21 protein-coding genes are annotated in these 25,525 nt (G+C 52.1%); 7 read left to right on the top strand and 14 right to left on the bottom strand.

The features are described 5' to 3' along the window. Positions 1–36: 36 nt before the first annotated feature. Together IPM52_05075 and IPM52_05070 are read right to left on the bottom strand one after the other, a co-directional pair. Positions 37–990 (bottom strand): phosphoribosylaminoimidazolesuccinocarboxamide synthase, encoded by a 954-nt coding sequence (locus IPM52_05075; GenBank protein ID MBK9290979.1) that lies wholly within the window; start codon positions 988–990, stop codon positions 37–39. Further along, positions 987–1,985 (bottom strand): PhoH family protein, encoded by a 999-nt coding sequence (locus IPM52_05070; GenBank protein ID MBK9290978.1) that lies wholly within the window; start codon positions 1,983–1,985, stop codon positions 987–989. Before IPM52_05070 ends, IPM52_05075 begins: the two co-directional genes overlap by 4 nt. A 253-nt stretch (positions 1,986–2,238) precedes the next feature. On the opposite strand from IPM52_05070, the gene IPM52_05065 reads away from it, so the two are divergent. Further along, a complete protein-coding gene (locus IPM52_05065; protein MBK9290977.1) occupies positions 2,239–3,015 on the top strand; it encodes an SAM-dependent chlorinase/fluorinase in 777 nt (258 codons plus the stop codon). Between the two features lie 3 nt (positions 3,016–3,018). Here IPM52_05065 and IPM52_05060 read toward each other — a convergent pair whose 3' ends face one another. The 8 genes from IPM52_05060 to IPM52_05025 all read right to left on the bottom strand — a co-directional run bounded on the left by IPM52_05060 (position 3,019) and on the right by IPM52_05025 (position 9,599). Next, positions 3,019–3,594: a phosphatase PAP2 family protein gene (locus IPM52_05060; protein MBK9290976.1), complete on the bottom strand. Its 576-nt coding sequence runs from the start codon at positions 3,592–3,594 to the stop codon at positions 3,019–3,021. Continuing rightward, positions 3,591–4,265 carry a hypothetical protein gene (locus IPM52_05055; protein ID MBK9290975.1) on the bottom strand — a complete coding sequence of 225 codons (675 nt, stop codon included), beginning with the start codon at positions 4,263–4,265 and terminating at the stop codon, positions 3,591–3,593. The genes IPM52_05060 and IPM52_05055 overlap by 4 nt, the downstream gene beginning before the upstream one ends. A gap of 10 nt (positions 4,266–4,275) precedes the next feature. Next, entirely contained in the window at positions 4,276–5,295 is a 1,020-nt protein-coding gene (gene obgE / locus IPM52_05050; GenBank protein ID MBK9290974.1) for a GTPase ObgE, read from the bottom strand. 51 nt (positions 5,296–5,346) lie between these two features. After that, a complete protein-coding gene (locus tag IPM52_05045; GenBank protein MBK9290973.1) occupies positions 5,347–6,522 on the bottom strand; it encodes an adenylate kinase in 1,176 nt (391 codons plus the stop codon). Between the two features lie 41 nt (positions 6,523–6,563). After that, positions 6,564–7,103 carry a hypoxanthine phosphoribosyltransferase gene (gene hpt / locus IPM52_05040; GenBank protein ID MBK9290972.1) on the bottom strand — a complete coding sequence of 180 codons (540 nt, stop codon included), beginning with the start codon at positions 7,101–7,103 and terminating at the stop codon, positions 6,564–6,566. A gap of 104 nt (positions 7,104–7,207) precedes the next feature. Continuing rightward, entirely contained in the window at positions 7,208–7,843 is a 636-nt protein-coding gene (locus IPM52_05035) for an O-methyltransferase (protein ID MBK9290971.1), read from the bottom strand. Next, positions 7,840–8,313: a hypothetical protein gene (locus tag IPM52_05030; GenBank protein ID MBK9290970.1), complete on the bottom strand. Its 474-nt coding sequence runs from the start codon at positions 8,311–8,313 to the stop codon at positions 7,840–7,842. Before IPM52_05030 ends, IPM52_05035 begins: the two co-directional genes overlap by 4 nt. Then, positions 8,310–9,599 carry an insulinase family protein gene (locus IPM52_05025; GenBank protein MBK9290969.1) on the bottom strand — a complete coding sequence of 430 codons (1,290 nt, stop codon included), beginning with the start codon at positions 9,597–9,599 and terminating at the stop codon, positions 8,310–8,312. The genes IPM52_05030 and IPM52_05025 overlap by 4 nt, the downstream gene beginning before the upstream one ends. 156 nt (positions 9,600–9,755) lie before the next feature. Between IPM52_05025 and IPM52_05020 the strand changes: the two genes are divergently transcribed. Then, positions 9,756–10,856, top strand: a complete 1,101-nt coding sequence (locus IPM52_05020; GenBank protein MBK9290968.1) for an alanine racemase — start codon at positions 9,756–9,758, stop codon at positions 10,854–10,856. A gap of 5 nt (positions 10,857–10,861) precedes the next feature. Here the strand turns inward: IPM52_05020 and xseB are convergent, their stop codons facing one another. Continuing rightward, positions 10,862–11,092, bottom strand: a complete 231-nt coding sequence (xseB, locus tag IPM52_05015; protein ID MBK9290967.1) for an exodeoxyribonuclease VII small subunit — start codon at positions 11,090–11,092, stop codon at positions 10,862–10,864. Next, a complete protein-coding gene (xseA, locus tag IPM52_05010; protein ID MBK9290966.1) occupies positions 11,089–12,480 on the bottom strand; it encodes an exodeoxyribonuclease VII large subunit in 1,392 nt (463 codons plus the stop codon). The genes xseB and xseA overlap by 4 nt, the downstream gene beginning before the upstream one ends. A gap of 96 nt (positions 12,481–12,576) precedes the next feature. Here xseA and IPM52_05005 point away from each other — a divergent pair, with 96 nt between their 5' ends. Together IPM52_05005 and IPM52_05000 are read left to right on the top strand one after the other, a co-directional pair. After that, complete coding sequence (locus tag IPM52_05005) at positions 12,577–14,511, top strand: response regulator (GenBank protein ID MBK9290965.1); 1,935 nt, start codon at positions 12,577–12,579, stop codon at positions 14,509–14,511. Between the two features lie 2 nt (positions 14,512–14,513). After that, positions 14,514–17,501 carry a hypothetical protein gene (locus IPM52_05000; GenBank protein MBK9290964.1) on the top strand — a complete coding sequence of 996 codons (2,988 nt, stop codon included), beginning with the start codon at positions 14,514–14,516 and terminating at the stop codon, positions 17,499–17,501. Here the strand turns inward: IPM52_05000 and IPM52_04995 are convergent. Both IPM52_04995 and IPM52_04990 read right to left on the bottom strand, forming a co-directional pair. After that, positions 17,491–20,493, bottom strand: coding sequence for a phosphoenolpyruvate synthase (locus IPM52_04995; GenBank protein MBK9290963.1), 3,003 nt, complete (start codon positions 20,491–20,493; stop codon positions 17,491–17,493). The genes IPM52_05000 and IPM52_04995 overlap by 11 nt on opposite strands. 341 nt (positions 20,494–20,834) lie before the next feature. After that, positions 20,835–22,115: a DASH family cryptochrome gene (locus IPM52_04990; protein MBK9290962.1), complete on the bottom strand. Its 1,281-nt coding sequence runs from the start codon at positions 22,113–22,115 to the stop codon at positions 20,835–20,837. A gap of 81 nt (positions 22,116–22,196) precedes the next feature. Between IPM52_04990 and IPM52_04985 the strand changes: the two genes are divergently transcribed. From IPM52_04985 to IPM52_04975, 3 genes are read left to right on the top strand one after another with little or no spacing between them, the layout of a single operon-like run. After that, positions 22,197–23,657, top strand: a complete 1,461-nt coding sequence (locus IPM52_04985; protein MBK9290961.1) for a deoxyribodipyrimidine photo-lyase — start codon at positions 22,197–22,199, stop codon at positions 23,655–23,657. Beyond that, positions 23,638–23,805, top strand: coding sequence for a DUF2256 domain-containing protein (locus IPM52_04980; protein MBK9290960.1), 168 nt, complete (start codon positions 23,638–23,640; stop codon positions 23,803–23,805). Before IPM52_04985 ends, IPM52_04980 begins: the two co-directional genes overlap by 20 nt. Positions 23,806–23,812: 7 nt before the next feature. Further along, positions 23,813–25,303 carry a cryptochrome/photolyase family protein gene (locus IPM52_04975; protein ID MBK9290959.1) on the top strand — a complete coding sequence of 497 codons (1,491 nt, stop codon included), beginning with the start codon at positions 23,813–23,815 and terminating at the stop codon, positions 25,301–25,303. Positions 25,304–25,525 lie beyond the last annotated feature (222 nt).

Raw genomic sequence — 25,525 nt, 5'->3', positions numbered from 1 at the left:
AGCCCGGGCCTGACGAAGCCGATTTCTTATGATCCCTCAGTTTCCGTGTGACGTAATTGCGGCCTCTACCGCAGAGCGGATGCGGTCTGCAGCATTTTCATAGGAGGTTTTATGGAATACGCCTCCGGTCAGTTTTTCGTAAAGTTCAATATACCTGTCGGTTACCGACTGAATAAAATCGTCGGTCATTTCGGGTATCTGCTGGCCGGCTTGTCCCATAAATCCGTTTTCCATCAGCCATTCACGCACAAATTCCTTGGAAAGCTGTCGTTGCGGCAGGCCTGCTTCAAAGTTGGTCAGGTAGCTGTCGGCATAAAAGTAGCGCGATGAGTCGGGGGTGTGTATCTCGTCGATGAGCAGGATGTTTCCATCTTCGTCGCAGCCGAATTCATATTTGGTGTCCACGAGCAGGAGTCCGCGTTCGGCGGCCATCCGGCTGCCTCTTTCAAACAGCATCCGGGTGTATTCGGCCACTGTTTCGTATTGTTTACCGCTCATTAGTCCAAGGCGGATAATCTCATCGGGGGCAATGTCCATGTCGTGGCCTTCGCTGGCTTTGGTGGTGGGGGTGATGATGGGCTGGTCGAACAACTGGTGTTCGCGCATGCCGTCGGGCAGGTGATTGCCACAAAGATTTCGGGCGCCGTTGCGATAATTCCGCCAGGCGCTGCCGGTCAGACAGGCCCTGATGACCATCTCCACCGGAAAGGTGGTGCATCTCCTGCCGATGGTTACATTGGGGTCGGGCGAGCTGAGCTTCCAGTTGGGAACCAGGTCGGCTGTAGCATCCAGAAAATGATTGGCCAGCTGGTTGAGCACCTGGCCTTTATAAGGGATGCCTTTGGGCAGAACCACGTCGAAGGCCGAGATGCGGTCGGTGACGATCATCACCAGCAGGCGGTCGGCAATGGTGTACACATCGCGCACCTTGCCTTTATAGAAGTTGGTCTGGCCGCTAAACTGAAATGCAGTGCCTGTGAGGGCTTTCATGAGCTGGGAGTTTTGTTGGCGTTTGGTTGATTTTCGGGTTTTTGGCCTTTGTCTTCGTGCTTTCGGAAGGCCTGGATAATGCGTGTGACAAGTTTGTGGCGCACCACATCCCTGTCGTCGAGCATGATAAAGCGGATGCCTTCGGTTTTTTCGAGCACTTTCATGCTCAGGATGAGCCCCGAAGGTTGTTTGTGAGGCAGGTCGATCTGGGTGATATCGCCAGTGATGATGAATTTGGAGGATTTGCCCATGCGGGTCAGGAACATTTTCATCTGGCTCGGGCTGGTATTTTGTGCTTCGTCGAGGATCACAAAAGCGTTGTCGAGTGTGCGGCCGCGCATGAATGCCAGAGGGGCAATTTCGATGGTGCCGTCTTCGATATAGCTGAGCAGTTTCTGCGTGGGCAGCATGTCGCGCAGGGCATCGTAGAGCGGCTGCAGATAAGGGTCGAGTTTTTCTTTCAGGTCTCCGGGAAGAAAGCCCAAATTTTCGCCGGCTTCCACAGCCGGACGGGTGAGTACGATGCGTTTCACCTCACGGTTTTTCAGTGCGCGCACTGCAAGTGCCACGGCGGTGTAGGTCTTTCCCGTTCCGGCAGGGCCGATGGCAAACACCATATCGTTTTGTCCGATGGCTTGCACCATCAGTTTCTGGTTTGCAGTGATGGCTTTCACCTGGTGCCCGCCTGGCCCGTGCACCAGCACCTCTTTGTCCGAAATGGCCCGCACAGTTTCGTCGCTGGCCTCGCCCACCATGATCTGGTCGATGATGGGCAGGTTCATCTTGCCGAATCGCTCCAGATGCAGCATCATCAGGTCGAAACGGCGCGTAAATTCCTTTACCTCTTCTTCCTCGCCCATCACCTTGAGGAAATTTCCCCGGGCAATCAGTCGGATTTTTGGAAAAATGTTTTTCAGGTGTTCAAGGTTGGCATCGCCCACCCCGAAAAGTTCGAGCGGGCTTACTGAGTCAATTTGAATAATGCGTTCGGCCATGCAGCGCCTTTAGATGGTTCATTACAGCAGTTTGCAAAAATAACATAAACCAGCCGAGCGTAAACCGTGCTGACCAATCATCGGAATTGAGTTTTTTTATTAAATCCCGAATTATTCATCACATCACCCGCCGGCAACCAGTTTGATTAAATGCCCGGCTGCATGAGAGGCGCACAATTGCATTGCCTATCTTTGCCGAGTGAAACGAATGTGATCGGATATTCACATGAAAAGGGTGTAATGTATTGATAGAATGGCGATTATCACACTTACGAGCGACTGGGGGACATCTGATTATTATCTGGCTGCGGTGAAGGGAACCTTGCTTTCGAGTCTGCCGGATGTGAATATCGTTGATGTTTCGCATCACATTCCTCCTTTCGACCTTGAGAGTGCCGCCTTTACCCTGCGCAATTGTTTCAGGTCGTTTCCTCCCGGCACCATACACATAGTAGCTGTGAATACGGAGGAGTCGATCGAACATCCCCATGTGGCCATTCGTTTCGATGGGCATTATTTTATTGGGGCTGACAACGGCGTATTCAGCATGATCTTTGGCAACCAGAAGCCTGAGGAAGTGTGCATTATCAATGTGTTGCAGGATACCGGCTTTTTCACTTTCAGCACCCGCGACCGTTTTGCCAAGGTGGCTGTCATGCTTGCCCAAGGGGTGCCCCTGCACGAGCTTGGTGATCCAAAGCCCGGAATCACACAGAAATTTTTGTTTGAACCGGTGGTAAGCGGCAATGTCATACGGGGTCAGGTGACGCACATTGATGCATACGAAAATGCCATTACCAACATCTCAGCCACGCTTTTCAAAAGGGAGCAGCGCAACAGGAATTATGAGATCTATTTTGCAGGCTACCGCATCCGGAAAATAAGCAACAGCTATCAGGATGTAGGCGTTGCCGACCTTGTGGCCATCTTTGGCACCCACGGCATGTTAGAGCTGGCCATCAATCAGGGCAAGGCGGCTTCGCTTTGCGGGTTGCAGCGTACCACGCAGGTTGCGGTCACATTTATTTGATAATCAGCATTTACCGGCCGAACTGTTGCACGGCAACCAGCGATAAATTTGCCAGATAATCCAGCCTGAGACAATTCCTGTGAGTGCACCGAAAATAATGTCGCCAGGATAGTGTACGCCAAGGTAAATGCGGCTGTAGCTCACCATTGCTGCCCAGACAAACATTGTGGTTCCAACCCATCGGAGGTGAGGCCGGTAAAGCACCATCATCCAGAATGCCAGCCCGAAGGTGTTGGCGGCATGTGAGGAAACAAACCCAAACTGCCCGCCGCAACTGCCACCCGGCAGGTGAATCAGAGGCTGAAGCATTGCCTCGTGACAGGGTCTCGGACGCGCCACCTCAAACTTGATCCAAACCGATAGCTGATCGGTCAGGGCGATGAGCAAAACGGTCAGCAGCAAAATCTGAAGGGTTTCCCAGCGCTTGTAACGGATAAGGCCGACGAGCAGCAGGAGGTATAACGGAATCCAGCCAAACCGTTTCGAGAAAAAGACCATCACCGGATCAATCACAGGATGGTGCAAACCGTTGAGCAACAAAAACAGCCACTGGTCGGCCTGGTTGAGCGCCTCGATCATTCTTCGGTAATAGGTTCGTTTACAAGGAGCTGACGTTTAAGCTCGAACCATTCGGTATTGTACGGATCGCGTCGGATCAGCTGATCGAGCGAGCGCAATGCCTGACGTGTCCGGCCTTTGGCTTTGAACTTTTCGTATTCCCTGAAATAGAAGCTGTCGCTTTTGCATTTGTAACCAGGCACTTCGGCTTCTACCACAAGGAAACCTCTGGCCGAAGTTTCGGTGCCGGCAATGGTAAAGAGCACCGGAATCTCGAATCGGGTGTAACGTGGGTCTTCGCAGCGGTTCCATTGTCCGGCCGATGCCTTGAAAAATTCCTGCAGTTTTTCGTTAAGTCCGTAATGCAAGGGGTTTTTCAGTCCAAAATCGCCAAGGTTGCCCTCGCAATCCACTGTAAAGCTCATGATAGCGGTGCCTACAACGCACTGGCGCCGGGCTTCGGGGGTATATTCAACCATGCTGTAGAACAGCCGCTCAAAGCTGCCGGTGCCGCCCCTGAAACGGTAATCGAGCTGGTGTTGTATGTTGCGGTTGCGCGACAGGCTCAGCGACTGGCTCAGGCTGTCGGCTGTAGTTTGTCCGAAACCCGTCAATGGACTGACGGAGAAGAGGATCACCCACAGGTACAAACCGGTGATGCTGGCTTTAAGGGATAGATTAGTTTTCATCATATGTTGCTAATCAGGTCCATTCGATTGAAAGTGGCAACTCCTGGTCTTTCAGTTTTTTCCACAGCATGTCTTTCAGCTCCTGGATGCCTGTTCCGGTATGGCTGCTGATAAAGACGTGGTCAACATCAGGCATTTTCTTGTTGAGTTTGCCGAGTTCCTTTTGTTCGAGCAGGTCGCATTTGGTGATGGCGAGCAGCCTGGGTTTGTCGAGCAGTTCGGGATTATACGATTCGAGTTCGTGCAGCAGGATGCTGTATTCTTTTTTGATGTTCTCGCTGGTGCAGGGGATCATGAAGAGCAGCACGGCATTTCGTTCGATGTGCCTGAGGAAGCGCAGGCCAAGGCCGCGGCCTTCGCTGGCGCCTTCGATGATGCCGGGGATATCGGCCATGATAAACGACTGGTTGTCGTAATAGGCAACGATGCCGAGGTTGGGCGTGAGCGTAGTAAAGGGATAATCGGCTATTTCGGGTTTTGCGGCCGAGACTACCGAGAGCAGGGTAGATTTGCCGGCATTGGGGAAGCCAACCAGACCCACATCGGCCAGGATTTTGAGTTCCAGAATCACCCACAGTTCCGTACCAGGTTTGCCACGTTGTGCAAAACGCGGGGCCTGGTTGGTCGCTGTTTTGAAGTGAGCGTTGCCCAGGCCGCCTTTACCGCCTTCGAGCAGGATAACGACCTGCCCGTGTTGTGTGACCTCGGCCATGAGCTCGCCTGTTTCGGCGTTTCTGGCCACGGTGCCAAGGGGCACTTCGACGATGATGTCTTTTCCGGCTGCGCCTGAGCTTTGTTGTTTTCCTCCCGATTCGCCATCACCGGCAAAAAGATGTTTGGTATAGCGCAGGTGGAGCAAGGTCCAGAGGTTGCGGTTGCCTTTGAGATACACATGGCCGCCACGGCCCCCGTCGCCGCCGTCGGGGCCACCCTTGGGCACAAACTTTTCGCGCCTGAAATGCGCCGATCCCGATCCGCCTTTGCCCGAACGGAAAAAGATTTTTACGTAATCAACGAAATTTGAACCCGCCATGATAGCCAATTGTGCCGCAAAGATACGCAAAGCGGCTCGTTTGGAGGCTTTTTATCCTGTGCGCAACATGCGCCGGGCCTGCACGATGGCTTCCTGAAGCCTTGCATTCACCTCATCCTCGGTGCCGGCACCATCGATCTCAAAGAAGATGCTCTGGCGCTTGTAATACTCAATGACCGGCTTGGTCTTTTTCTCGTATTCGTCCAAACGATTCAGAATCAGTTCGGTGGAGGTGTCGTACACCCTGCGGCGCTCTGTTTTTCCGCGTTCGTTCAGGCGTTTGATGGCTTCGAGGGTCGAAAGGCGGATGTTGAGCATCAGATTAACTTTCGAGTTGATACGCCGCAACAATCCGTCAAGAATATAAGCCTGCACAATAGTCCTGGGAAATCCCTTGAAAATGAATCCGGAGGCCGAAGGATGATTGGCTATCTGCCGTTCGATGATTTTGATGGCGATTTCGTCGGGCACAATTTCCCCGCGCTCCATATAAGGTTTCGCCTTCAGCCCCAGCTCGGTGCCCGAGGCTATCTCGCGCCGGAGCAGCTTGCCCGTGGAGATATATATCAGGTTGTTGTTTTTGGCCAGGATCTCGCCTTGTGTGCCTTTGCCCGAACCTGGTTTGCCCAGCAACACCACATTGAAGTAGTTGTGCTGCACGGTGCTGTCGATGGTTTGGCACAGTTTCTCGAAGATTTCTTCAACCGTTCCGACACCATTGATCGGGTGGTAGATGCCTTTGTCCTTATAGAAATCAATTACCGGTTTGGTTTTGTTTTCGTACTCCTGGAGGCGGACGTTGATCACCTCGAGGGTATCGTCGGCCCTGCCGCTGGTTTTGGCCCGTTCGAGCATACGGTTCACAAGCTCTTCGCGGGGAACTTCGAGGCTGAGCATGCAGGTGAGGCTGCTGTTGAGCTTGAGCAGCAAACCTTCGAGAATGTAGGCCTGCACCACTGTGCGCGGAAAGCCGTCGAATAGGATGCCGCGCGAGTCGAGGTTCATGGTCACCCGTTTCTCGATGATCTGCACAATGATCTCATCAGGCACCAGTCCGCCCTTTTCAATGATGTCTTTTGCCTCGCGCCCCAAGGGTGTGTTGTTGGCTATTTCTTCGCGAAGAATGTCACCTGTGGAGATATAGGTGAGGTTGTACCTTTCGACCAGTAGTTTCGACTGGGTTCCTTTGCCGGCGCCGGGTGGGCCAAAAAGGGCAATATTCAGCATGTTGTACGAATTGTTTTGATCGGTTTGCCTGTTAAAAAAGGTTATGCGCCTACAATGCGATAAATGTCGGGCAGGTTGCGTCCGTGCTCGTTATAGTCGAGGCCATAGCCGATGATGAAGTCGTTCGGGATCTCAAGGCCCACATAGTCAATGTTGTAGTTGTACTGGAAGGCTTTGGGTTTGAAGAGCATGGTGGCCACCTTGACGTCGGCAGCTTCGAGTTTCTTGAGTTTTTCAATGGCGAAAAGGATGGTCAGTCCGCTGTCCACAATGTCTTCAACCAAAACAACATTTCGCCCGGCCACAGAGTGGTCCAGGCCAATAAGTTCGCGCACTACCTGTGTGGAAGCCGTGCCTTTGTAGGATGACAGCTTGACAAACGACACTTCGCACTCGATATCAATACTTTTCATCAGCTCGGCCGCAAACATAAACGCTCCGTTGAGCACTACCAGAAAAAGCGGATTGCGTCCGGCATAATCGCGGTTGATGTGCTCGGCCACGGTTTTGATCGCCCTTTCGATCTGATCCTGAGGAATGTAAATTTCAAACTCTTTGTCGTGTACCCTCTTTCTGCTCATAGTTGTGGTAGTTTTTCCGGCGTGAGCGGAATAAACAGCAAAGATATGATTTACAAATGAATTTTTTTAGCAATAATCCATGAATGCCAACGCTGAAAAGAATGTCAGTGGCGACGGTGTGCAATGAGCAGGCCGTCGTGGAGGGGGAGGATAAGCTGCTCGAAATCGGGGTCTTCGCTGACGAGGTGGTTAAACTTCCGCAGTGCTTCCGTTTCGCGGTCGGTGAATGAGGGGTTGACCACTTTTCCGCCCCAGAGCACGTTGTCGGCCAGCAGCCAGCCTCCTGATCGCAACAGCCTGCGAATCATTGGAAAGTAATCGGGATAGGAGATTTTGTCGGCATCGAGGTAAACGAGATCGAAGGATTCATTCAGGTCGGGAAGCACTGTGCTGGCATCGCCATGCACCAGCCGGATTTTGTGTTCCAGACCGGCACGACGGATGTATTTTCCGGCTATGGAAAGATGTTCCTCGTTGGCTTCGATGGAGGTGAGCCGCGCATCCTCGGGGCAGGCCTGCGCCATGGCTATGGCTGCATAGCCGGTGAAAGTACCTATTTCGAGCACCCGCTCCGGTTTCAGCATCCGGCACAACATGCTGAGCAGCAGGCCATGCTGTGGTCCGGCAGCCATGCGCGGATAGATGGTATGCAGCCAGGTGTGCCGCCACAGGTCGTGAAGCACCTCGCCGGGCGGACTGCAATGCGTTTCGAGGTAAGATTCCAGTTGTGGGTCGCTCATGGTTGTTCTTCAAAAACAATTTTGAACTGATGCTTGTCAACAGTCTCAACCCGAAGCACGGTGGTGTCGAGATCGAGTTCGCGAAGGGCAGTTTCGAGCAGCATGGGTCGCAGCACCAGGGTGCCCACATCCGCCAGGTCGGTGCTTTCGAGCCAGAGCTCCTGCCGTTGCGAACGGCCTTCGGGCAGCGAAGTGAACATTAGCGGCAACTCGCGGTAAAGGAACTCTCCGTCGCGGTCGTAAAAACTCACGCCAAGCCAGCAGTGCTTGAGCCATTCCATGCGATTTTGAAGCTCGAATACCAGCTGCACGCTTTGCATGTATTGTCTGGCCCGTATCAGCCGCAGATAAAGCGCATGCGAATTTTCGTCAGGCATGCCGCTAATTTCGACGGAATTTTGTGCACTGGGTGCCGTGGATGTGACCAGGGTCGCAAAAAGAAACAGCATCAAAGCAGCAATCTTCTTCATTCTTCTGTCTCTCCCTGGTATAAGAGTATGCTCATCTGACTTTCGTCGAGCACCTCGTTGGCCACTTCCAGCAATTTCGCGGGGGTGATTTTTTCTATCTTGCTGATGATTTCGGCTACGCTGTCGGCACGGTTTTTCATCAGCCAGGCCTTACCAACCGACAAAGCTTCGTTGAGGCGCGATTCGCGGCTGATGGCCAATTGCACAATAAGCTGTTGCTGAGCGCGATGGATTTGCAAACTGCCAAGCTGCTGCTCGCGCAATCTCTTCATTTCCTTCATGGCCAGGCTGATGGCTTTGGAAGTCTGCGCAGGGTCGGTGCCCATGTATACGGCTAGCCAGCCGGCATCGGAATAGTGGGCAAGCTGCGATTCGATGGTGTAGGCGATGCCGTGTTTCTCGCGTATCTGCTGATTAAGACGCGATTGCATGGCCGGCCCGCCCAGGATGTTGTTGAGCAGGATGAGGGCAAGTTTGTCGGGATGTTCGTAGGCATAGCCGGGCATGCCAATGATGCAGTGGCTGAGGTGGCTGTCGGCCGGCACAGCAATGTTAAACTTTGCAATGGCAGGCGTTTTGGATACAAACGAACCTGAGGATGCTTCCGGGAATCCTGCAAAATACCTCATTGCCAGCTTGTTGAGCTGAGCGAAAGAAATGTCGCCCACCGATACCAGGATCATCCTTTCAGGCACGAAATGTGCCCTTACATAAGTGAGGATATCCTGACGTGTGCTCGCAGCAACAGTCTCAGGCCGGCCAAGGATGTAGCGTCCAAGTTCGCCCTGGCTGAAAAACTCATGCTCAAACCTGTCGAAGATTTCTTCGGCAGGACTGTCTTTGTAGGAGTTTATCTCGTCGAGCACCACGGTTTTCTCTTTTTCGAGCTCCTGTTCAGGAAAAACGGAGTTGAACACCACATCGGCAAAGAGTTCAAGAACCCTGGAGTAGTAATGGTTCAGAAATGATGCGTGTATGCAGGTTTCTTCCCTGGTGGTGTAGGCGTTGAGGTCGCATCCTACATTTTCGAGGAAACCTACCACCTGATGGGCTTTGCGGCGTGTGGTGCCCTTGAACAGCATATGCTCGGTGAGATGGGCAATGCCTTCGGGCAGGTCACCCTCATGCCGAGTGCCGGTCCCGATCATCAATGCCATATGGGCCAGTTCACCTGCTTCGTGCCGGTGTACCAACCTCAGGCCATTGGGCAGCATGGCATGTTCGTATTGCGACAAAGCGCTGTTGAGGGGAGTACGTGCTACCGGCAGCTTTTTACGTGGCGCCATAATCAATAATGATTGTCGGGCTGCAAAATTACACCTTTCGGCCTGCTGGTATGTTAACGTCATGCAAACTGTGAAGCTGTCCGTAAGCTTTGCTCACCGGTACAGCCTTTTTGCAGCAGGCATTTCCTAATTTTGGACTACAAAAAAGACCCGTTCATGCGCCAGATCAAAAAAACTACCCTTGTGCTCGATGCCGCAAAAGCCAAAACAAATATCGCCAGGATGAAAAGTAAGGCCGATGCGCATGGGGTGTTGTTTCGTCCACATTTCAAAACCCACCAGTCAGGGCTGGTGGGGCAATGGTTCCGGGCAGCGGGAGTTAGCGCAATCACTGTTTCGTCGGTGGACATGGCCGGATATTTTGCAGTTCATGGCTGGGACGACATCACCATTGCCTTTCCGCTCAATATCAGGCAGATGGATGAAATCAACCGGCTTGCATCGCGCATCAGGCTCACTGTGATTGTGGATAACCTATTCCAGACCACAGCCCTGACAGAGAAGCTGCAACATCCTGTGAATGCGATGATTGAGCTTGATGTGGGCCATGGACGCACAGGTGTGGCAGCGGACGATCTGGGCACAGTGGAAGCGCTTGCAGCTTCCCTAACGAAATCGGGCAAAACCAACTTCAGCGGTTTTCTCACCCACGCCGGCCAAACCTATCGGGCCAAAGGAATATCCGCTATTGAAGATATTGCTGCAACTGCTTACCAGCGCATGGCTGCACTCAGGTCGAAGCTGGGGATGGAGGGTTTGAAACTCAGCTGGGGCGATACGCCAAGCTGTGCGATGTTGCCGCAGCTACCGCCTTTCGACGAATGGCGTCCGGGCAACTTTGTCTATTTTGATGTGATGCAATATCACATCGGCGCATGCAGGCTGGAAGACGTAGCCGTGGCATTGTATTGTCCGGTGGTCGGGGTGTACAGGTCAAGAAACCAGATGGTGATCAGCGGAGGAGCTGTGCATCTTTCGAAAGACTTCATTGCAGCCGATGGAGGCTTCAGCAATTATGGCTACATCGTCAAACCTGTGGAGGGAGGATGGGGCAAACCTATTGCCGGTGCGTGGCTGGCTTCGTTGTCGCAGGAGCACGGGGTGGTAAACTTTTTGCCGGGCACGCCCATGCCCTTCGCTCCCGGCGACCTGGTTGGTATTCTTCCAGTCCATAGCTGCCTCACAGCGGATGCCATGGGCTGCCTGGTGACCCTGGACGATGAAACTGTGCCGATGTTTCGTTCTCAGTATTGCTGAAGCTTTCAGCTTTCCTCGCTGGTCTCAACTCCGGGCACCGCTTCCAGGTCGCTCAGGATTTTTTGCACATCCAGTTCGGTTTGCTGCAGTTTTTGGCGGCAAAAGCTGATCAGCTGCGATGCGCGTTGCAGGCTAACCGATAGTTCGTCAATAGTCAAGGTGTTGTCTTCCAGTGCTTTGACAATTTGTTCCAGTTCGCTGAATGCAGATTCGAAAGTCAAGTTATCGGGATTCATGTATGTTTTGTTTCTTTAATAATGCTGATAATCAATCCTTTTGCGAGACGCGTTTCGATGAGTTCGCCGGTTCGAAGGCCCTTGGTGTCGGTGAGGGCTCTGCCGTTCATCCGGGTGATGCTGAAACCGCGTTGAAGCACCCTTTCGGGGTCAACAAGGCTGAGCGATTGGGAAAGGCTGTCGAGCCGGTGCCGGCTGATGCCCAGCAGGCTGCCGCTCGCCAGGCTGAGCCGCATTTTGAGGTGACTGAGTTTTACTTTGCTCTGCTGAATGGAAACGGGGCTCATTTTGAGCAGAAGATTGGCCGAGGCTGCCAGGCTTTGTTTTCGTTGTGCAAGCTGCATGATTGCGTTGCGGCGCAGCAGCATGAAATGATGGTTAAGCTGCGAATGGTTCAGCTCCACAAGTTTTCGGGTCTGGAGGCTGAGTTTCTGAGTCGCTTTGTAGAGTTCTGCTCTCTGTAAATCAATAAGTTGTGGTGTTGTTCCGATGACTTTTGCGGCATAATCCAGGCTTGCTTTCAGGTATTCGAAACGCTCGAGCAGGATGTCGGCCAGTTCGCTGGGGGTAATGCCACGGGTGTGGGCAACCATTTCTGTCACAGTAAGGTTGGTGGCATGGCCAATGCCGGTCATCACCGGAAGCGGGAATGTGGCCACAGCAGATGCAAGCCGGTAATGATTAAAAGCCGACAACCCGGTATCGCCACCACCGCCACGGATGATGGCAACCATGTCGAAATGTTGTTTCAGGCGGCGAATACGATCGAGCTGTGCGCGGATCTGCTCCACGGCTTTTTCGCCCTGTAAAATGGCCGGGAACAACATGTGGTTGATGGCAAAACCCTTTGACCGGGCACGGAGCAAAGCTATGAAGTCGGCATAACCCTTGCTGGTGCTTACTGAAATGATAGCCAGCCGCTTGGGAAAAAACGGCATGGGAAGCTGGCGGTTCAGTTCGTAGATGCCCTCGCTTTTGAGCCTGGCAATGCATCTTCGTTTCTCGAGTTCGAGCTCACCCAAGGTGAAGGATGGGTCGATATCGTTGATTATCAGGCTCAGGCCATGATTGGGGTCGAAGCTGATGGAGGCCTCCAGCACAATGCGCATGCCATCGGTCAGGTGTTCGCCTGTGGTTTGAACAAAGTTTGCATTGATGCGCTGGAAATCTGTCGCCCAGATGATGCCGCGCATTTGTGCCACGACGCGACCTTCGGTGCGTTCAATCAGGTCGGGATAGCAATGCCCGGAATGTGCATAGCGGTTGAGCTTGCTCATCTCGGCCCGCACCCAGAAGCGCGAACCATAGCGCGCAGCCAGCGTATTCCGGATGCTGTTGGCCACTTCTGACAGGGTGAATACCTTTCGGTTGTTGATGAGTTCAGGCATAAGTTTAAACGACAGCTAATTTAGAAAAAAGACATCCAGTGAGGTCATGCCGGGCAAAGCATGGTTTTCGTAATTTGGCTGTCCAAACTGCATTGCATGGAACAGGAAATACTGCTGATATCGCCCGATGCAGGCGACAAAGCCTTGCTGGAGCCCTTGTTACCCGATGGGTTTAAGCTCAGGCATGTTGATGCTGTGGAAGGGATGCCCGGGGAGGTGGCTGTGGTGCTCATTCGCCCCGACTACCTTCACGCTGATGATATTGCTCTTCTGGAAGGCATAGCCGCCGAATATCCCGGGCTGCCGCTCATCCTGCTCTGCACCGACGACACCGAGCAACTTGCGCTGCTGCGACTCGACCAGCCTGCCTGGGACTACTTCAACACCTCGCATGCAGATGCCTACTGGCTGACCAAAACCCTCCGCAGCAGCATCAGGAGAAAAGGGTTGCAGGAAGAAAACCAGCGCCGCCACCGCGAGGCCAACGAAGCAAGGGAATACAGCAACCGGCTGCTCTCGCGCATGAGTCACGAGATACGCACCCCACTCAATGCCGTGATCGGCATGGCCGAGATGCTGATGGATACCAATCTGAACAGCAAGCAGTTGTACTATGTGCAGACCATCTACGAAAGCGGTTCCATGCTGGTGGCGCTATTCAACGACATCCTCGATTACTCCAAAATAGAAGCAGGCACCATTCGCATTCACGACAAGCCTTTCAACCTCTTCGACAGCATGCGCGAAAGCTTGCATAATGTGGTGGGACAAGCCCTCGAGAAACGCCTCGAAATCATCAGCCATATCGATCCCCGCCTACCGCAGGTGTTTATGGGCGACGACCTCAGGGTGCGGCAGGTGGTGATGAACCTGCTCGACAATGCAGTCAAATTCACTTCCACCGGGTCAGTCAAATTAAGAGTTTACCGCGAGCAAAACGAACATGGCAAACACCTCGTGTTCGAGGTCAGCGACACCGGCCCCGGAATCCGCAAAGAAGTGCTGCCCCTGCTCTTTAAGCCTTACGTACAATCCGAAACAGGTCGCCAGGTGCAGAAAAAAGGCGTCGGTCTGGGGCTGGCCATCGTGGATCACTTGGTAAAACGCATGCACGGCAGCATCTGGGTGGAATCGGAACCGGGACTGGGCACCACTTTCAAGGTTTCGCTGCCCTATCGCCCTGTAGATGAGCAAAATGTGATGCAACCACCTGCCATCCTCAAGGGTAAGCAGGTCTGTCTGGTTACCCAGAACAATAACCTCGATGCCCTGGTGGCCGATTATATGGACTTTTGCGGTGCGCATCTTCAGATTGAATACACCACAGCCGAATATCCAAAACTCGACCACGTCCTTTCCAACTGCGATCTGCTTATCACCCACCTCAGGACAGGCAACAAGCTCGACCTTAAGCTGGTGGATATGGTTCGCGAAAAAGCCGCGATACCACACATTCTGTTTAAAGACAGCGAGAAAGCCAACGAAAAACTGATTGTGATCCGCAAGGATACGGTGATTATGATGAAACCTGCCGATATGCACGAGTTTCTCGAAGTGGCTGAGGCCGTGCTTCTGCAAAAGGCCGATACCCTCAATACCATCGACAGGCACATTACCCTCGACGAACGTCTGGGCACCTATCATCCGCTGGATATACTTGTAGCCGAAGACAACGCCATCAACCAGCGCATCATCCTCACCGTCCTGAACCGCTATGGCTACCAGGCCAAGATGGTCGAAAATGGGCAGGAAGTCCTGGAATCGTTGGGCAGGAGAATCTACGACGTGGTGCTTATGGATATTCAAATGCCCGTGATGGATGGCATTGAGGCTACCAGGCGCATCCGGCAAAACCTGCCGGCACACCGCCAGCCTGCAATCATTGCCCTTACGGCTGATGTGCTTAAGCAGGGTAAGGAAGAATATCTGGCCTCCGGCTTCGACGACGTGCTTTACAAGCCGGTGCAAACCAAGGCCTTGCTGCAATTGCTTGCAAGTTGCAGGCGGATCGACAGAAACAGCAACTTTTGAGTATGTCGCAGAAAACATCATTGTCAGCGTGCAAAAATTTCTTTGACCGGCCGGCCGGGCTGCTCAAGTTGCTCAGGCGGCCCGGAAAGACAAAATGGTTTTTTCTGTTGCTCAGCACATTTTTGGTCGTGGCCAGCCAGGCCCAGGTCAAACACCTTGGTCTTCCGTTGATCAACAATTTTCCGCGCACGGTTTACAATGCATCAACCCAAAACTGGGCCATCACCCAGGCCGATAATGGCTTCATGTATTTCGGAAACAACGACGGGCTGCTTGAGTTCGATGGCCAGCACTGGTCATTGTACCGTGTACCAAACAACAGCATTGTGCGCTCGGTGCTGGTTTCGGGCGACACCATCTACACCGGAGCCTATGAGGAGCTGGGGTATTTTGCTCCGCAGACTGATGGACGCTGGAAATATCATTCGTTGATTCATCTGGTGCCCGAGGAGTTCCGCTCATTCGACGAAGTGTGGAAAATCTTCCGCAGTCCGTCAGGTATAGTTTTTCAGACCTTCCGGCTTCTGATGATTTACGATGGGCGACAGATGCGTCTGATCAGCCCGCGAAGCCTGTATGGTCACGCCTATCAGGCAGGTAACGAAATTTACATCTCTGATGCTTCCGCTGGGCTTTACCGGCTTATCAACCACCGGCTCGAACTTGTGAGTGCCGACGAGCGGTTTAGAAAGTTAGAACTTCGTTGCTTGCTGCCGCTGAGCGAAGGCAGGCTTCTTGCCGGATTTGTGGGCGAAGGAATGTTTGTGCTCGAAAAAGGTGAACTGAAGCCATGGAATACTGTGGTCAATCAGGAGCTTAAACGTAATATAGTTTTCTCAGGTGTCAGGCTTCAGAACGGTTTGCTGGCTTTCGGAACCATACAAAATGGGGTGTACATAGCTGATGAACAGGGAAAAGTGTTCCAGCACGTCAACCGTTACAAGGGGCTGTTGAACAATACGGTGCTCAGCCTGGCCGAAGACCGCGATGGCAACCTTTGGCTGGGCCTCGACAATGGCATCGACCACCTCGAAATCAACTCGCCATTCAGCATATTCGACCACACCTTCCACATCGAAAGCACTTATGCCTCTGTGGTACACCAGGGATACCTGTATGTAGGCACCAATCAAGGCCTCTTTTATGCACCTTTCGACGACCTGGACAACCGCCAGAAACTGGGCACAGATTTCAAGCTTATACCCGGCACAGAGGGACAGGTCTGGTCGCTTACAGTGGTGTCGGATAAACTTTTGTGCGGGCACAATTTCGGCCTTTTCCAGATAGAGGGCGAAAAAGCCACCCGCCTGGCCGACGACCGGGGATATTGGAATGTGTACGCCTGGGATAAAAATGCCGATACCCTGCTCTGCGGCACCTACAACGGACTAACGGTGATGCTGCGTCAGGGCAACAGCTGGCGGTACGGATGGAAGGTCAAATCGTTTGCCGAATCGAGCCGTTCGTTTGTGCGTGAGGGAAATTCCATTTGGATTGCACATGGTTACCGGGGCATCTTTCGTGTGGTGCTCGATCCGGCTTTGCAAACAGCCCTGAACACACGCCTCTATTACAACGAACGCGGCCTTCCGCCAGAGCTGCCCTACACTGTGTTTAGTTTTGATAATCAGGTGGTTTTCTCTACCGAATCCGGATTCCTGAAATTTGATGGCACCAAAGATGCCTTTTTGCCTGAACCCCGCCTGAACCGTATTTTCGGAAACCGCCGGATTAATCACATCATCAGCGACAAGGCCGGAAATTACTGGTATTTTCATCAAGGCAGGCTTGGGCTGATGCGGCTCCTGGAGGATGGCAACTACAACGACATCACCAGCCCGTTCGACCGGATCAACGACATGATCATCATCTCTTACGAGAATATTCATGTGTTCGACGGACAAAATGTTTTTATAGGCACCAAAAACGGATTGCTGCATTATGACCCGTCTTTCCGACGAAAACAACCGGTTGGCAGGCGCATTTTTTTGCGCGAAATGAATTTCACCGGAAACAACAACGAGAAAACTGCATTTTTCAACCTCGACAGCCGCCGTGCAGAGCACCTATTCAATCAAGGTCAGATCGAAATTCCTTACAAACTGAACGATGTCAACCTGAGGTTTGCCAGTCCCTTTTTCGAAGCCGGAGGCGCTGTATTGTTTTCGTTTCGCCTCCGTGGATTCGAAAACAACTGGTCAGCCTGGAGCAGGTTAACTTTTAAGGAATACACCAACCTGCCCGAAGGAAAATATGTGTTCGAGCTGCGTGTGCAATATCCTGGCAGTCAGGAGGATGAGGTGTATGCTTTTCCTTTTGAGATCAGGCCTCCATTCTACCGCACCACAACGGCATATGTGATTTATGTGCTCATGCTGATTCTTATAGTGGTAGGCAATGTGGTGCTTTTGCAGAAGCGCATTGCCCGATCGGTGCAGGAAGCCAGGGAAAAACACGAAAAAGAGCTGCAGGAGCAGGAACGTGTCTTCCGCGAGCAGGCCCTGCTTGCCGAAAAGGAAATTGTCAACCTGCGCAATGAGGCCCTGCAAAACGAGGTAGCACACAAAAACAAAGAACTGGCCAACACCACCCTGCATCTGATTCACAAAAACAAAATACTCAATGCCATCAAGGCCGGGCTGATGCAAATCAACGACCAGAGCCTGAGCGCCAGAAAGAAAGACGAGCTCGACACCCTTATCGGCCGCATCAACAGGGAGCTGAAGAATGAGCGCTTCCAGAAACTTTTCGATGAGACTTTCGACCAGGTGCACGACGATTTTCTGAGCCGGCTAAAAGCACAGCATCCCGACCTCACACCCAGGGAACTTCGCCTGTGTGCATTGCTACGTATGAATCTGTCAACCAAGGAGATAGCTCCGTTGATGAATATCTCCGTCCGAGGCGTCGAAATTGGACGCTACAGATTGCGCAAAAAGCTCAACCTCGAACGCGACGAAAATCTGATCGACTACCTCATTAAGTTTTAATGCCAGGCAGGCTGTTTACCCCCGGTTTGAAGATGATTCCGGTGGTGTTTCGTCCGTCGATGGCGATCAGGAAGGGTTTATCGCTGCGCACATGGCGCACAAACTGGTCTTCGTAACTGGCGGGCAGGCTGTTCAGAAAGTCCAGATCGTAGTATCCTTCGTTGATAAAAGGATTGATGGTGAAATAGCCCACCCCGAAAGAGGTGAGGTTTTGAAAGAAGTGGGTGCCCTGCGAGGGGTCGATGCGGTAATGCTCGAGTCCGGACTCGATGATGACCCTCGCAGCCGAGATCTGAGGCCATTTCACAGGAATGCCCAGCCATGGGTCGCTCGAACCCCAGCGACCAGGTCCTATCAGCACGTAATTGCGACCCTCGGCCAGAAAACGGTCATTGAGCTCGCCGATAAGCTGGGCAATTTCGCGTGTGCGCGCCGGATCGAAGGATTCTGGTTTCACATACACAAAGTCCTTCACATCGCTGATCAGGCCGTTGCCCAGGGTATGGGTGGCTTTGATCACCGTGTCGCTGTCGGGGATATGGTCGAGCTGCAACGACACGGTTTCGTCATAATCCACTGTTGGTCTGATCTGCAATACGTAGAACAACCTGGGAACGCCCGGGGGTTTGTTGAGCTCAACAGCAAACTCGATCTCCACAGGCTTATTCATTTCCCGCTGTCCAATCTGCAACAGATCATTCAGGATGCTTGCAAGCGGAAAGGTGTTGTATTTCAGGATGTTGGCGAATGTCACCAGCTTCTTTCCACCTTCGACCCATCCGTCGCGAAGCACATTGTTCTGATAGTCGTAAGTGGAGCAGACCAGTTTGAGCACCCCGTCTTTTTCGGCTTCGCTGATGCGCAGCTTGAGCAGGTTGGCCGACTCGTCGGTGGTTGCCTTGAAGCTTTCCGGATCGAGGTTGAGGGCATAAAAGGTTTTCTGGGTTTCGCGCAGTGCGATATCCGGCTGGCTGGTCTGCAAAACCTTATGCGGAAACCTGGGCGAAAACCTGAGGGTCTGTCCCCCGTCCACAATATGTTTGCCAAGCCCGAGGGCAATGCTGGCGATGCCGTCTTCAGGACGCTCAGGAGCAATCGGGTAAAAGTTGTAGCTCCGCGCGACTCCCGAAATGGCCGGATAATGCCGGTTTTCATAAGTTTTACCGCATACCTCCTGCAACACAATGGCCATCTTTTCTTCGTCAATCACATTCTTGGTGGCCATCATATAGGCTTTGCTGTCTTTGTAAAACACCGAAGCATACACACTTTTAATGGCATTGCTCAGCATCTTGATCATGGTGCGTTCGTCGTTTTCGACCAGGGGGATCATATATGTGCTGTAGATGCCCGCAAATGGCTGGTAATGTGAATCTTCGAGCAAGCTGGACGAGCGTACGGCAAGGGGTTTGCGGATCACCGAAACCAGGGTGTACAGGTCTTCGTGAATGCGAAAAGGCAGGCGGGCTTCCACAAAGGCTTTCAAAATCTCCTCGTCGCCGCTCGAGTCGGATAATGCGATGGGATAGAGGTTGTTTTCCTCCATAAACTCATCGAAGATATCGGTGCAAAGCACAACGGTACGCGGGATGGTTACCTGCAGGCCTTCGTATTTGTCGAACAGATTGTTGCGCTTGATCAGCGAATCGAGGAAGGCGAGTCCGCGGGCTTTTCCGCCAATGCTGCCCTGACCGATGCGTGTGAAGCTGAGGTATTCGTCGAAACTTTCGCGGTTGAATTCGGCAATGACCCCCCTGGCTTTGTTCAGCCTGAAAGCTGCAATGGCATCAAACACAAAACGTTTCACATCGTCGCAGTCGTTGAAGTCGTCGGCTGCAAACATCTTGAACAGTTCTGCCAGCGGAAACAGCGCCCTGGCCCTCAGCCATTTAGACAAGTGGTTGCGCTCAATATGATATTGAAGCGATTCGTTGGGCACCTGAAAAATTTTTTCCTGCATGGCCCGCAGGTCGGCAGCGCGCATCACCTCCATGCCGCTCACCGGGTCTTTGAAGACAAAATCGCCAAAAGCAAAATATTCCCTGATGAATCGCCTGAGCTCGATAGACAGGGTTTTGCTGTTTTTGTTTATGAAGCCAACTTTGATTTGTTTGGCCAGGTCTTCGTTGTGACTGTCGGAGCTCTGAAGCAGGAGGGGGGTGTAGGGGTTGTCTTTTTTTACCTTGCGGCACAGCCTGATGCCGGCCTGAGGATCTTTTTCCCCGCACCTGTCATAAGATACGTCGGTGATGATACCCAGCAGGTTGTGTTTGTATTTCTCGTAAAGCTCAATAGCCTCTTCATAGGTGGTAGCCAGCAGAATCTTTGGGCGCCCGCGCATGCGCATGTTTTTCTGGTGCTCGTTGAGGCCCTCGGTCATGAACGATTTCGACTGGGTGAGAATGATCTTGTAGATATTCGGCAGGTAGCTGCTGTAGAACCTAACCGAGTCTTCGACCAGGATGATGCACTGCACACCCACCTCGAGGATGTCGTGGTCGGCATTCATCCGGTCTTCGATCAGCTTGATGATGGCAAGCAGGATATCGGCATTGCCCAGCCAGTTGAAAACATAATCTATGGCTTTGAGCTCTTTGCGGTCGAGGCGCAGCGAAAGCTCGCGCGAAAGAGGCGCCAGTACCACAATGGGTACCGAAGGCTGTTGGGTTTTGAGGTGCTCGGCCAGCTCGAAAGTTTTTTTCTCTTTCGAGCTGAGCATAATGATCACCAGGTCGATCTTTTCGATGCTGAGCATCTTCAGGGCTTCCTCCTCCGTGCTCACCAGAATAAAACTGGGAGGGTAGCGCAGGTTGAGCGACACATACTCATTGAAAATCTGCTCTTCGATGCGCCCGTCTTCCTCGAGCATAAATGCATCATACACCGACGAAACCAATAGCACATTGTAAATGCGCTTTTTCATCAGGCTGATGAATGGTGTGTCGTTGAAAAGTATTTTGCGCTTCTGCTGGTCGAGTCGGGTGATGGCCATGGTTGTGGTGGTTTACTTCAACAGTCGGGCAAATTTAAGCTTTAGGCTAACTTTATGCATGATTTTTTGTTGTTAATAAAAAGATGAAAAAATTTTGAAAAAATCATTAAGTTTTCGTTTTATTATTATATTTGTAAAGTTAACGGGTTGTTAAATCGTTTTAAAACTAAGAAGTATGATAGCGATGCTTGCAATTGGGCTGTTTATTGTCATCGGTATCATCGGGCTGGTTCACTCATTCAAGAATGCTCCATACATTGACGAACCCGAGGATTTGTAAACCGGTCTGATTTTGACAAAAACAAAACAAGTGCCTGTGGAAAAGATTCACGGGCATTTTTTTATCCCAGCCAGATCCGGCGGTATGTCCCCTCGGGGTCGTACATTTCGGCCTGCCGTCTGGTGTTGAAATACCGGTTTTCGCGGGGGTCGTTGCCTACGCCTGCCACATACATCCAGTTGACATAATTGCTGCACACGTCGTAATCAATGAGTTGCGACTCGAACCAGGCAGCTCCGTCGAGCCAGCAGATTTTCATATCCTTCACCAGATAGCTGGCCACATTTTGCCGGCCTCTGTTGCTCATCCATCCGGTGAGCAGCAATTCGCGCATGTTGGCGTCCACAAAATCGTTTCCGGTGTTTCCACTGCGCCACCTTTCAAAGGCCGGGGCGTTCCCGGGGCAGAAAGGGTCGGTATTTTTAATGCCTCCGGGCTTGAAAATACGGTTGCCATATTTGATGGCTACAAACCTGAAATAATCGCGCCAGAGCAGCTCGAAGAAGACCCAATAGGTGTTTTGGCTGCTGCCGTATTGTTTTTCGTAGCGCCTCAGCTCGTGATAGATCTTTCTGGGCGAGAGACTTCCGTTGGCCAGCCAGGGAGAAAATCTGGTGCTGTAATCGGCTCCAACCAGCCCGTTTCTTGTTTCTTTATAAGTGGCCACATGGTGCTCCCTGAAGAAATATTGGTCAAGCCGGCGGAGGGCCTCGGTTTCACCTCCTTTAAAACAAAAAGCTGCCCGCGAATCCAGTGCAGCTCCGTCTGCCAGATAGTCGTCAGGAATGCTGCTGAATCCGGTATTGTCCGCATCTTCCAAAGGCTGAACCTCAGGCATATCCGGCAGCAACATATTTATACGGGAATATCCTTCCACCTTCTTCCGGAATTCGGTGAACAGATCTGGCAAATGCCCTATGGCAAAAGGCAATCTTTCAGGGGGTATCAGGGTTCGGTCTTCAAACAGGCGCAATGGAACGGGTGCGATGTTTCGGGCTACTTCCCTTTCGTCTCTTACCTCTTCCCAGGTATGTTCCCTGGTAGCCCGCACTTCATCAATACCCAAAGTCCTCACCAGCTGGGGTATAACCAATCCTGGCTCGCCTACAAAAATGCGGAGGTTGAGCTGGTGTTGGCTGAGCGAACGGCTGAGGTCGCACAAGGTCTCATGCAGAAACTTCAGGCGGAATTTTCCCAGGCGGGGAAAACCGTGCGTGGTATTTTGGAGCAACTCAGGATTCAGGACAAACACCGGAATTACCCTGTCTTTGGCTATCAGGTTGGCGTACAGTGGGTTATCGTGCAGACGCAAATCATTGCGGTGCCATATGAGGATGCGCATGGTATGATGAACAATATACAACCAATCAAACAAAAGAGCGGCCGCATTGTTTGCCTGTGGTGCAACATTGCCCCAATGAACCTGCCTGCCACAAATGTTGTGTGGATAAAGCGCGATTTGCGCCTTGCCGACCATGAGCCGTTGCAGCTTGCGTTGCACGACGGGCTGCCTTTTGTGGTGGTTTTTCTCCTTGAACCTGCACTTATGGCTTTGCCCGATACCAGCCAGAGGCATCTTGCATTCAAATACATTTCGGCCTTACAGATGAAGCAAAGGCTTGAATCACAGGGTGTAACCATGTGGGTAGGTTTTGCAGATGCGGTGGATTTTTTTCAGAAGCTCCTTGAAAAGGTTCAAATCAGAAACGTTTTCAGCTATATGGAAACCGGAGTGCGGGCCAGCTGGGATCGCGACAAGGCTGTGGCAAGGCTGCTCCGATCGCATGGCATCAGCTGGATCGAATGTGCCAGAGACGGCATCGAGCGCGGCCTGAAAAATCGCCAGAACTGGGATGAGCAGCTCGACGCTTACCTGAAGTCGAACATCATAGAGGTTGATTTTCAGGACTATATATCTGTTGTTACGCTACCCGAAAACCCGGTTCCGGTGCCTGAGCACCTGCACCAACAGCTCAGCCGATGGCCCCGGGCCATGCAACCACCCGGCGAAGATGCAGCATGGCGCTATCTCAGGTCGTTTATAACGGGCAGAGGGAACAACTACACCCGCCATATATCGCGGCCTGCCGAAAGCAGGATGAGCTGCAGCCGCCTCTCGCCCTACCTGAGTTGGGGAAACCTGAGCCTGAGGCAGGTGTATCAGTTTATCCTGAAAAATTTACCCAACCTGAAGCCTGCACGTCCTTACCACGACTTTCTGACGCGCCTGCGCTGGCGAAGCCATTTTGTTCAGAAGCTGGAAAGTGAGATGGATTACGAAGATAGATTTGTCAACAAAGGCTTCGAGGGAATACATTTCCGAAACGATCCCCAGCTGCTTCAGGCCTGGAAAGAGGGCCGCACAGGCTATCCGCTGGTGGATGCTTCCATGCGCTGTCTGCACGAAACCGGCTGGATCAACTTCAGGATGCGGGCTATGCTCGTGTCTTTTCTCTGTCATCACCTGTTTATCGACTGGCGCCTGGGTGTACACCATCTGGCCAGGCTTTTTCTCGATTATGAGCCTGGCATCCATTACCCACAGTTTCAGATGCAGGCCGGCGCCACAGGCATCAATACCCTGCGCATTTACAATCCGGTAAAAAATGCCCTGAAACATGACCCGGAAGCCGCTTTCATCCGTCATTGGGTGCCAGAACTCGCTTCCTTGCCGGCCCAGCTTGCTCATCAGCCCTGGAAATTAACCCCCATGGAGCAGGAGCTTTACAATTTTATCCCTGGCCGCAATTATCCCTTCCCGGTAGTGCCTCCTGAGGGCGCGGCTTCCGATGCCCGAAGGGTGCTCTGGGATGCAAGGAAGACGTCGCTGGCTGCCTCCGAAGCCCAACGAATTCAACAACGCCATGTCCGACCAAGGAAATAGAACTTACCGCAAGCCCCATTTGCCGGAAAAAATCTGTCCTGTATGCGGCCGCCCTTTCAGCTGGCGAAAGAAATGGGCTGCCTGCTGGAACGAGGTCAGATATTGCAGCGATCGCTGCCGCAATTCCAAAAACCACCAACAAAAATGATCCGACCATGCAAGCAAGTCTGATTTTTCCCCACCAGCTTTTCCACCCGAATCCGTGCCTCTCACAAAACCGCCAGGTGTGGATGGTGGAAGAGTTTTTGTTTTTCCGGCAGTATCCCTTCCATAAACTCAAACTGGTGTTTCACCGTGCAAGCATGCAGGTCTATGCAAAGGCACTGAAATCAGAAGGATATGATTTGAAGTATGTGGAGCAATCCTCCGGACACTCCGATGTGCGCATCCTGCTTGCGCATCTGGCCGGTGAGGGCATCACCTGCATTCATTATTGCGATCCGGTGGACGACTGGCTCCAGCAGCGTCTGGTGAAAGAGGCTGAAAAACATGGTATTCAGTTGGTTGTTTACGATAGTCCGGCATTTATGCGCAAGGATGCAGAAATTCGGGCAGCGCTGGGCACGAAAAAACGATTCTTCCAGACGGCATACTACATCGACGAAAGGCGCAGGCTTGGATTGCTGATCGAACCATCAGGCGAGCCTCAGGGAGGAAAGTGGACCTTCGACACCGACAATCGCAAACCCTGGCCCAGGGGAAAAATTGCTCCTCGCGTCGATTGGCCAGAGCAATCTCCGGAGGTGATGGAAGCCGTAAGTTATGTCGAAAAATATTTTCCACACAACCCCGGAACCATAACCATGCCTTTCCGGTATCCTGTTGATCATCGGGCTGCCAGCCAATGGTTGAATCAGTTTATCCAAAGCAGGTTCAAAGAGTTTGGTCCGTACGAAGATGCCATTGCAGCCAGCGAAATGCTCCTTCATCACAGCCTGCTTTCGCCCTTGCTCAATGCAGGACTGCTGCTTCCCGGCCAGACAGTGCGTGCAGCCACTGAGGCATACTTGCGTGGTGAAGCCACCCTTGCTTCGGTGGAAGGCTTTGTGCGCCAGATTGTTGGCTGGCGCGAGTTCATAAGAGGTGTGTATGTGGTTGCGGGCAGAAAGGAAAGAACAAAGAATTTTTTTGGTTTCCGGAATCCCATGCCCGGGGCTTTATATGATGCCACCACAGGCATTCCACCTATTGATCAGACCATAAAAAAACTGCAGCATTCGGCCTACAATCATCATATTGAGAGATTGATGCTGCTTGGCAACTTCATGTTGTTGTGCGAGATACATCCCGATGCGGTTTATCAGTGGTTCATGGAGATGTATATTGATGCCTACGACTGGGTGATGGTGCCCAATGTGTACGGCATGAGCCAGTTTGCCGACGGCGGATTGATGTCAACCAAACCTTACATCAGCGGCAGCCGCTATGTGTTGGGCATGTCGGACTACCCGAAAGGCGACTGGACGGCCATCTGGGATGCGTTGTTCTGGAGGTTCATTCACCTGCATCGCGATAAGCTTCGTGCCAATCCGAGAATTGGCATGCTGGCAGGGAATTTCGTCCGCATGCCTGCCGGAAGGCGAAGCGAGCTGCTCGATCTGGCCGAAGCTTACCTTGGGAAATTGTTTTCCGGACCGCCGCAATGAGGGATAGGTGAAAAACAATTAAAAATCAGTCGCATCCGACCAAAATTCGAGTTAAATTAAAAAAGTTTACTCCCCGTTTTTCCTGAAATTGGCTGATTCAACTTCTATATTCTTCTTATCTTGCATCTTTGAAAAACTGAACCAGCGATTAACTTAAGTAAATCACCTATGGATTTCCCAACCTTTAAAAAAGCTTTTGACAGCTTAGGCGAAATACCCAGT

This window comes from Bacteroidota bacterium, from assembly GCA_016715945.1.
Lineage (GTDB): Bacteria > Bacteroidota > Bacteroidia > Bacteroidales > F082 > JALNZU01.
This window is presented reverse-complemented; position numbering and strand designations above follow the sequence as displayed.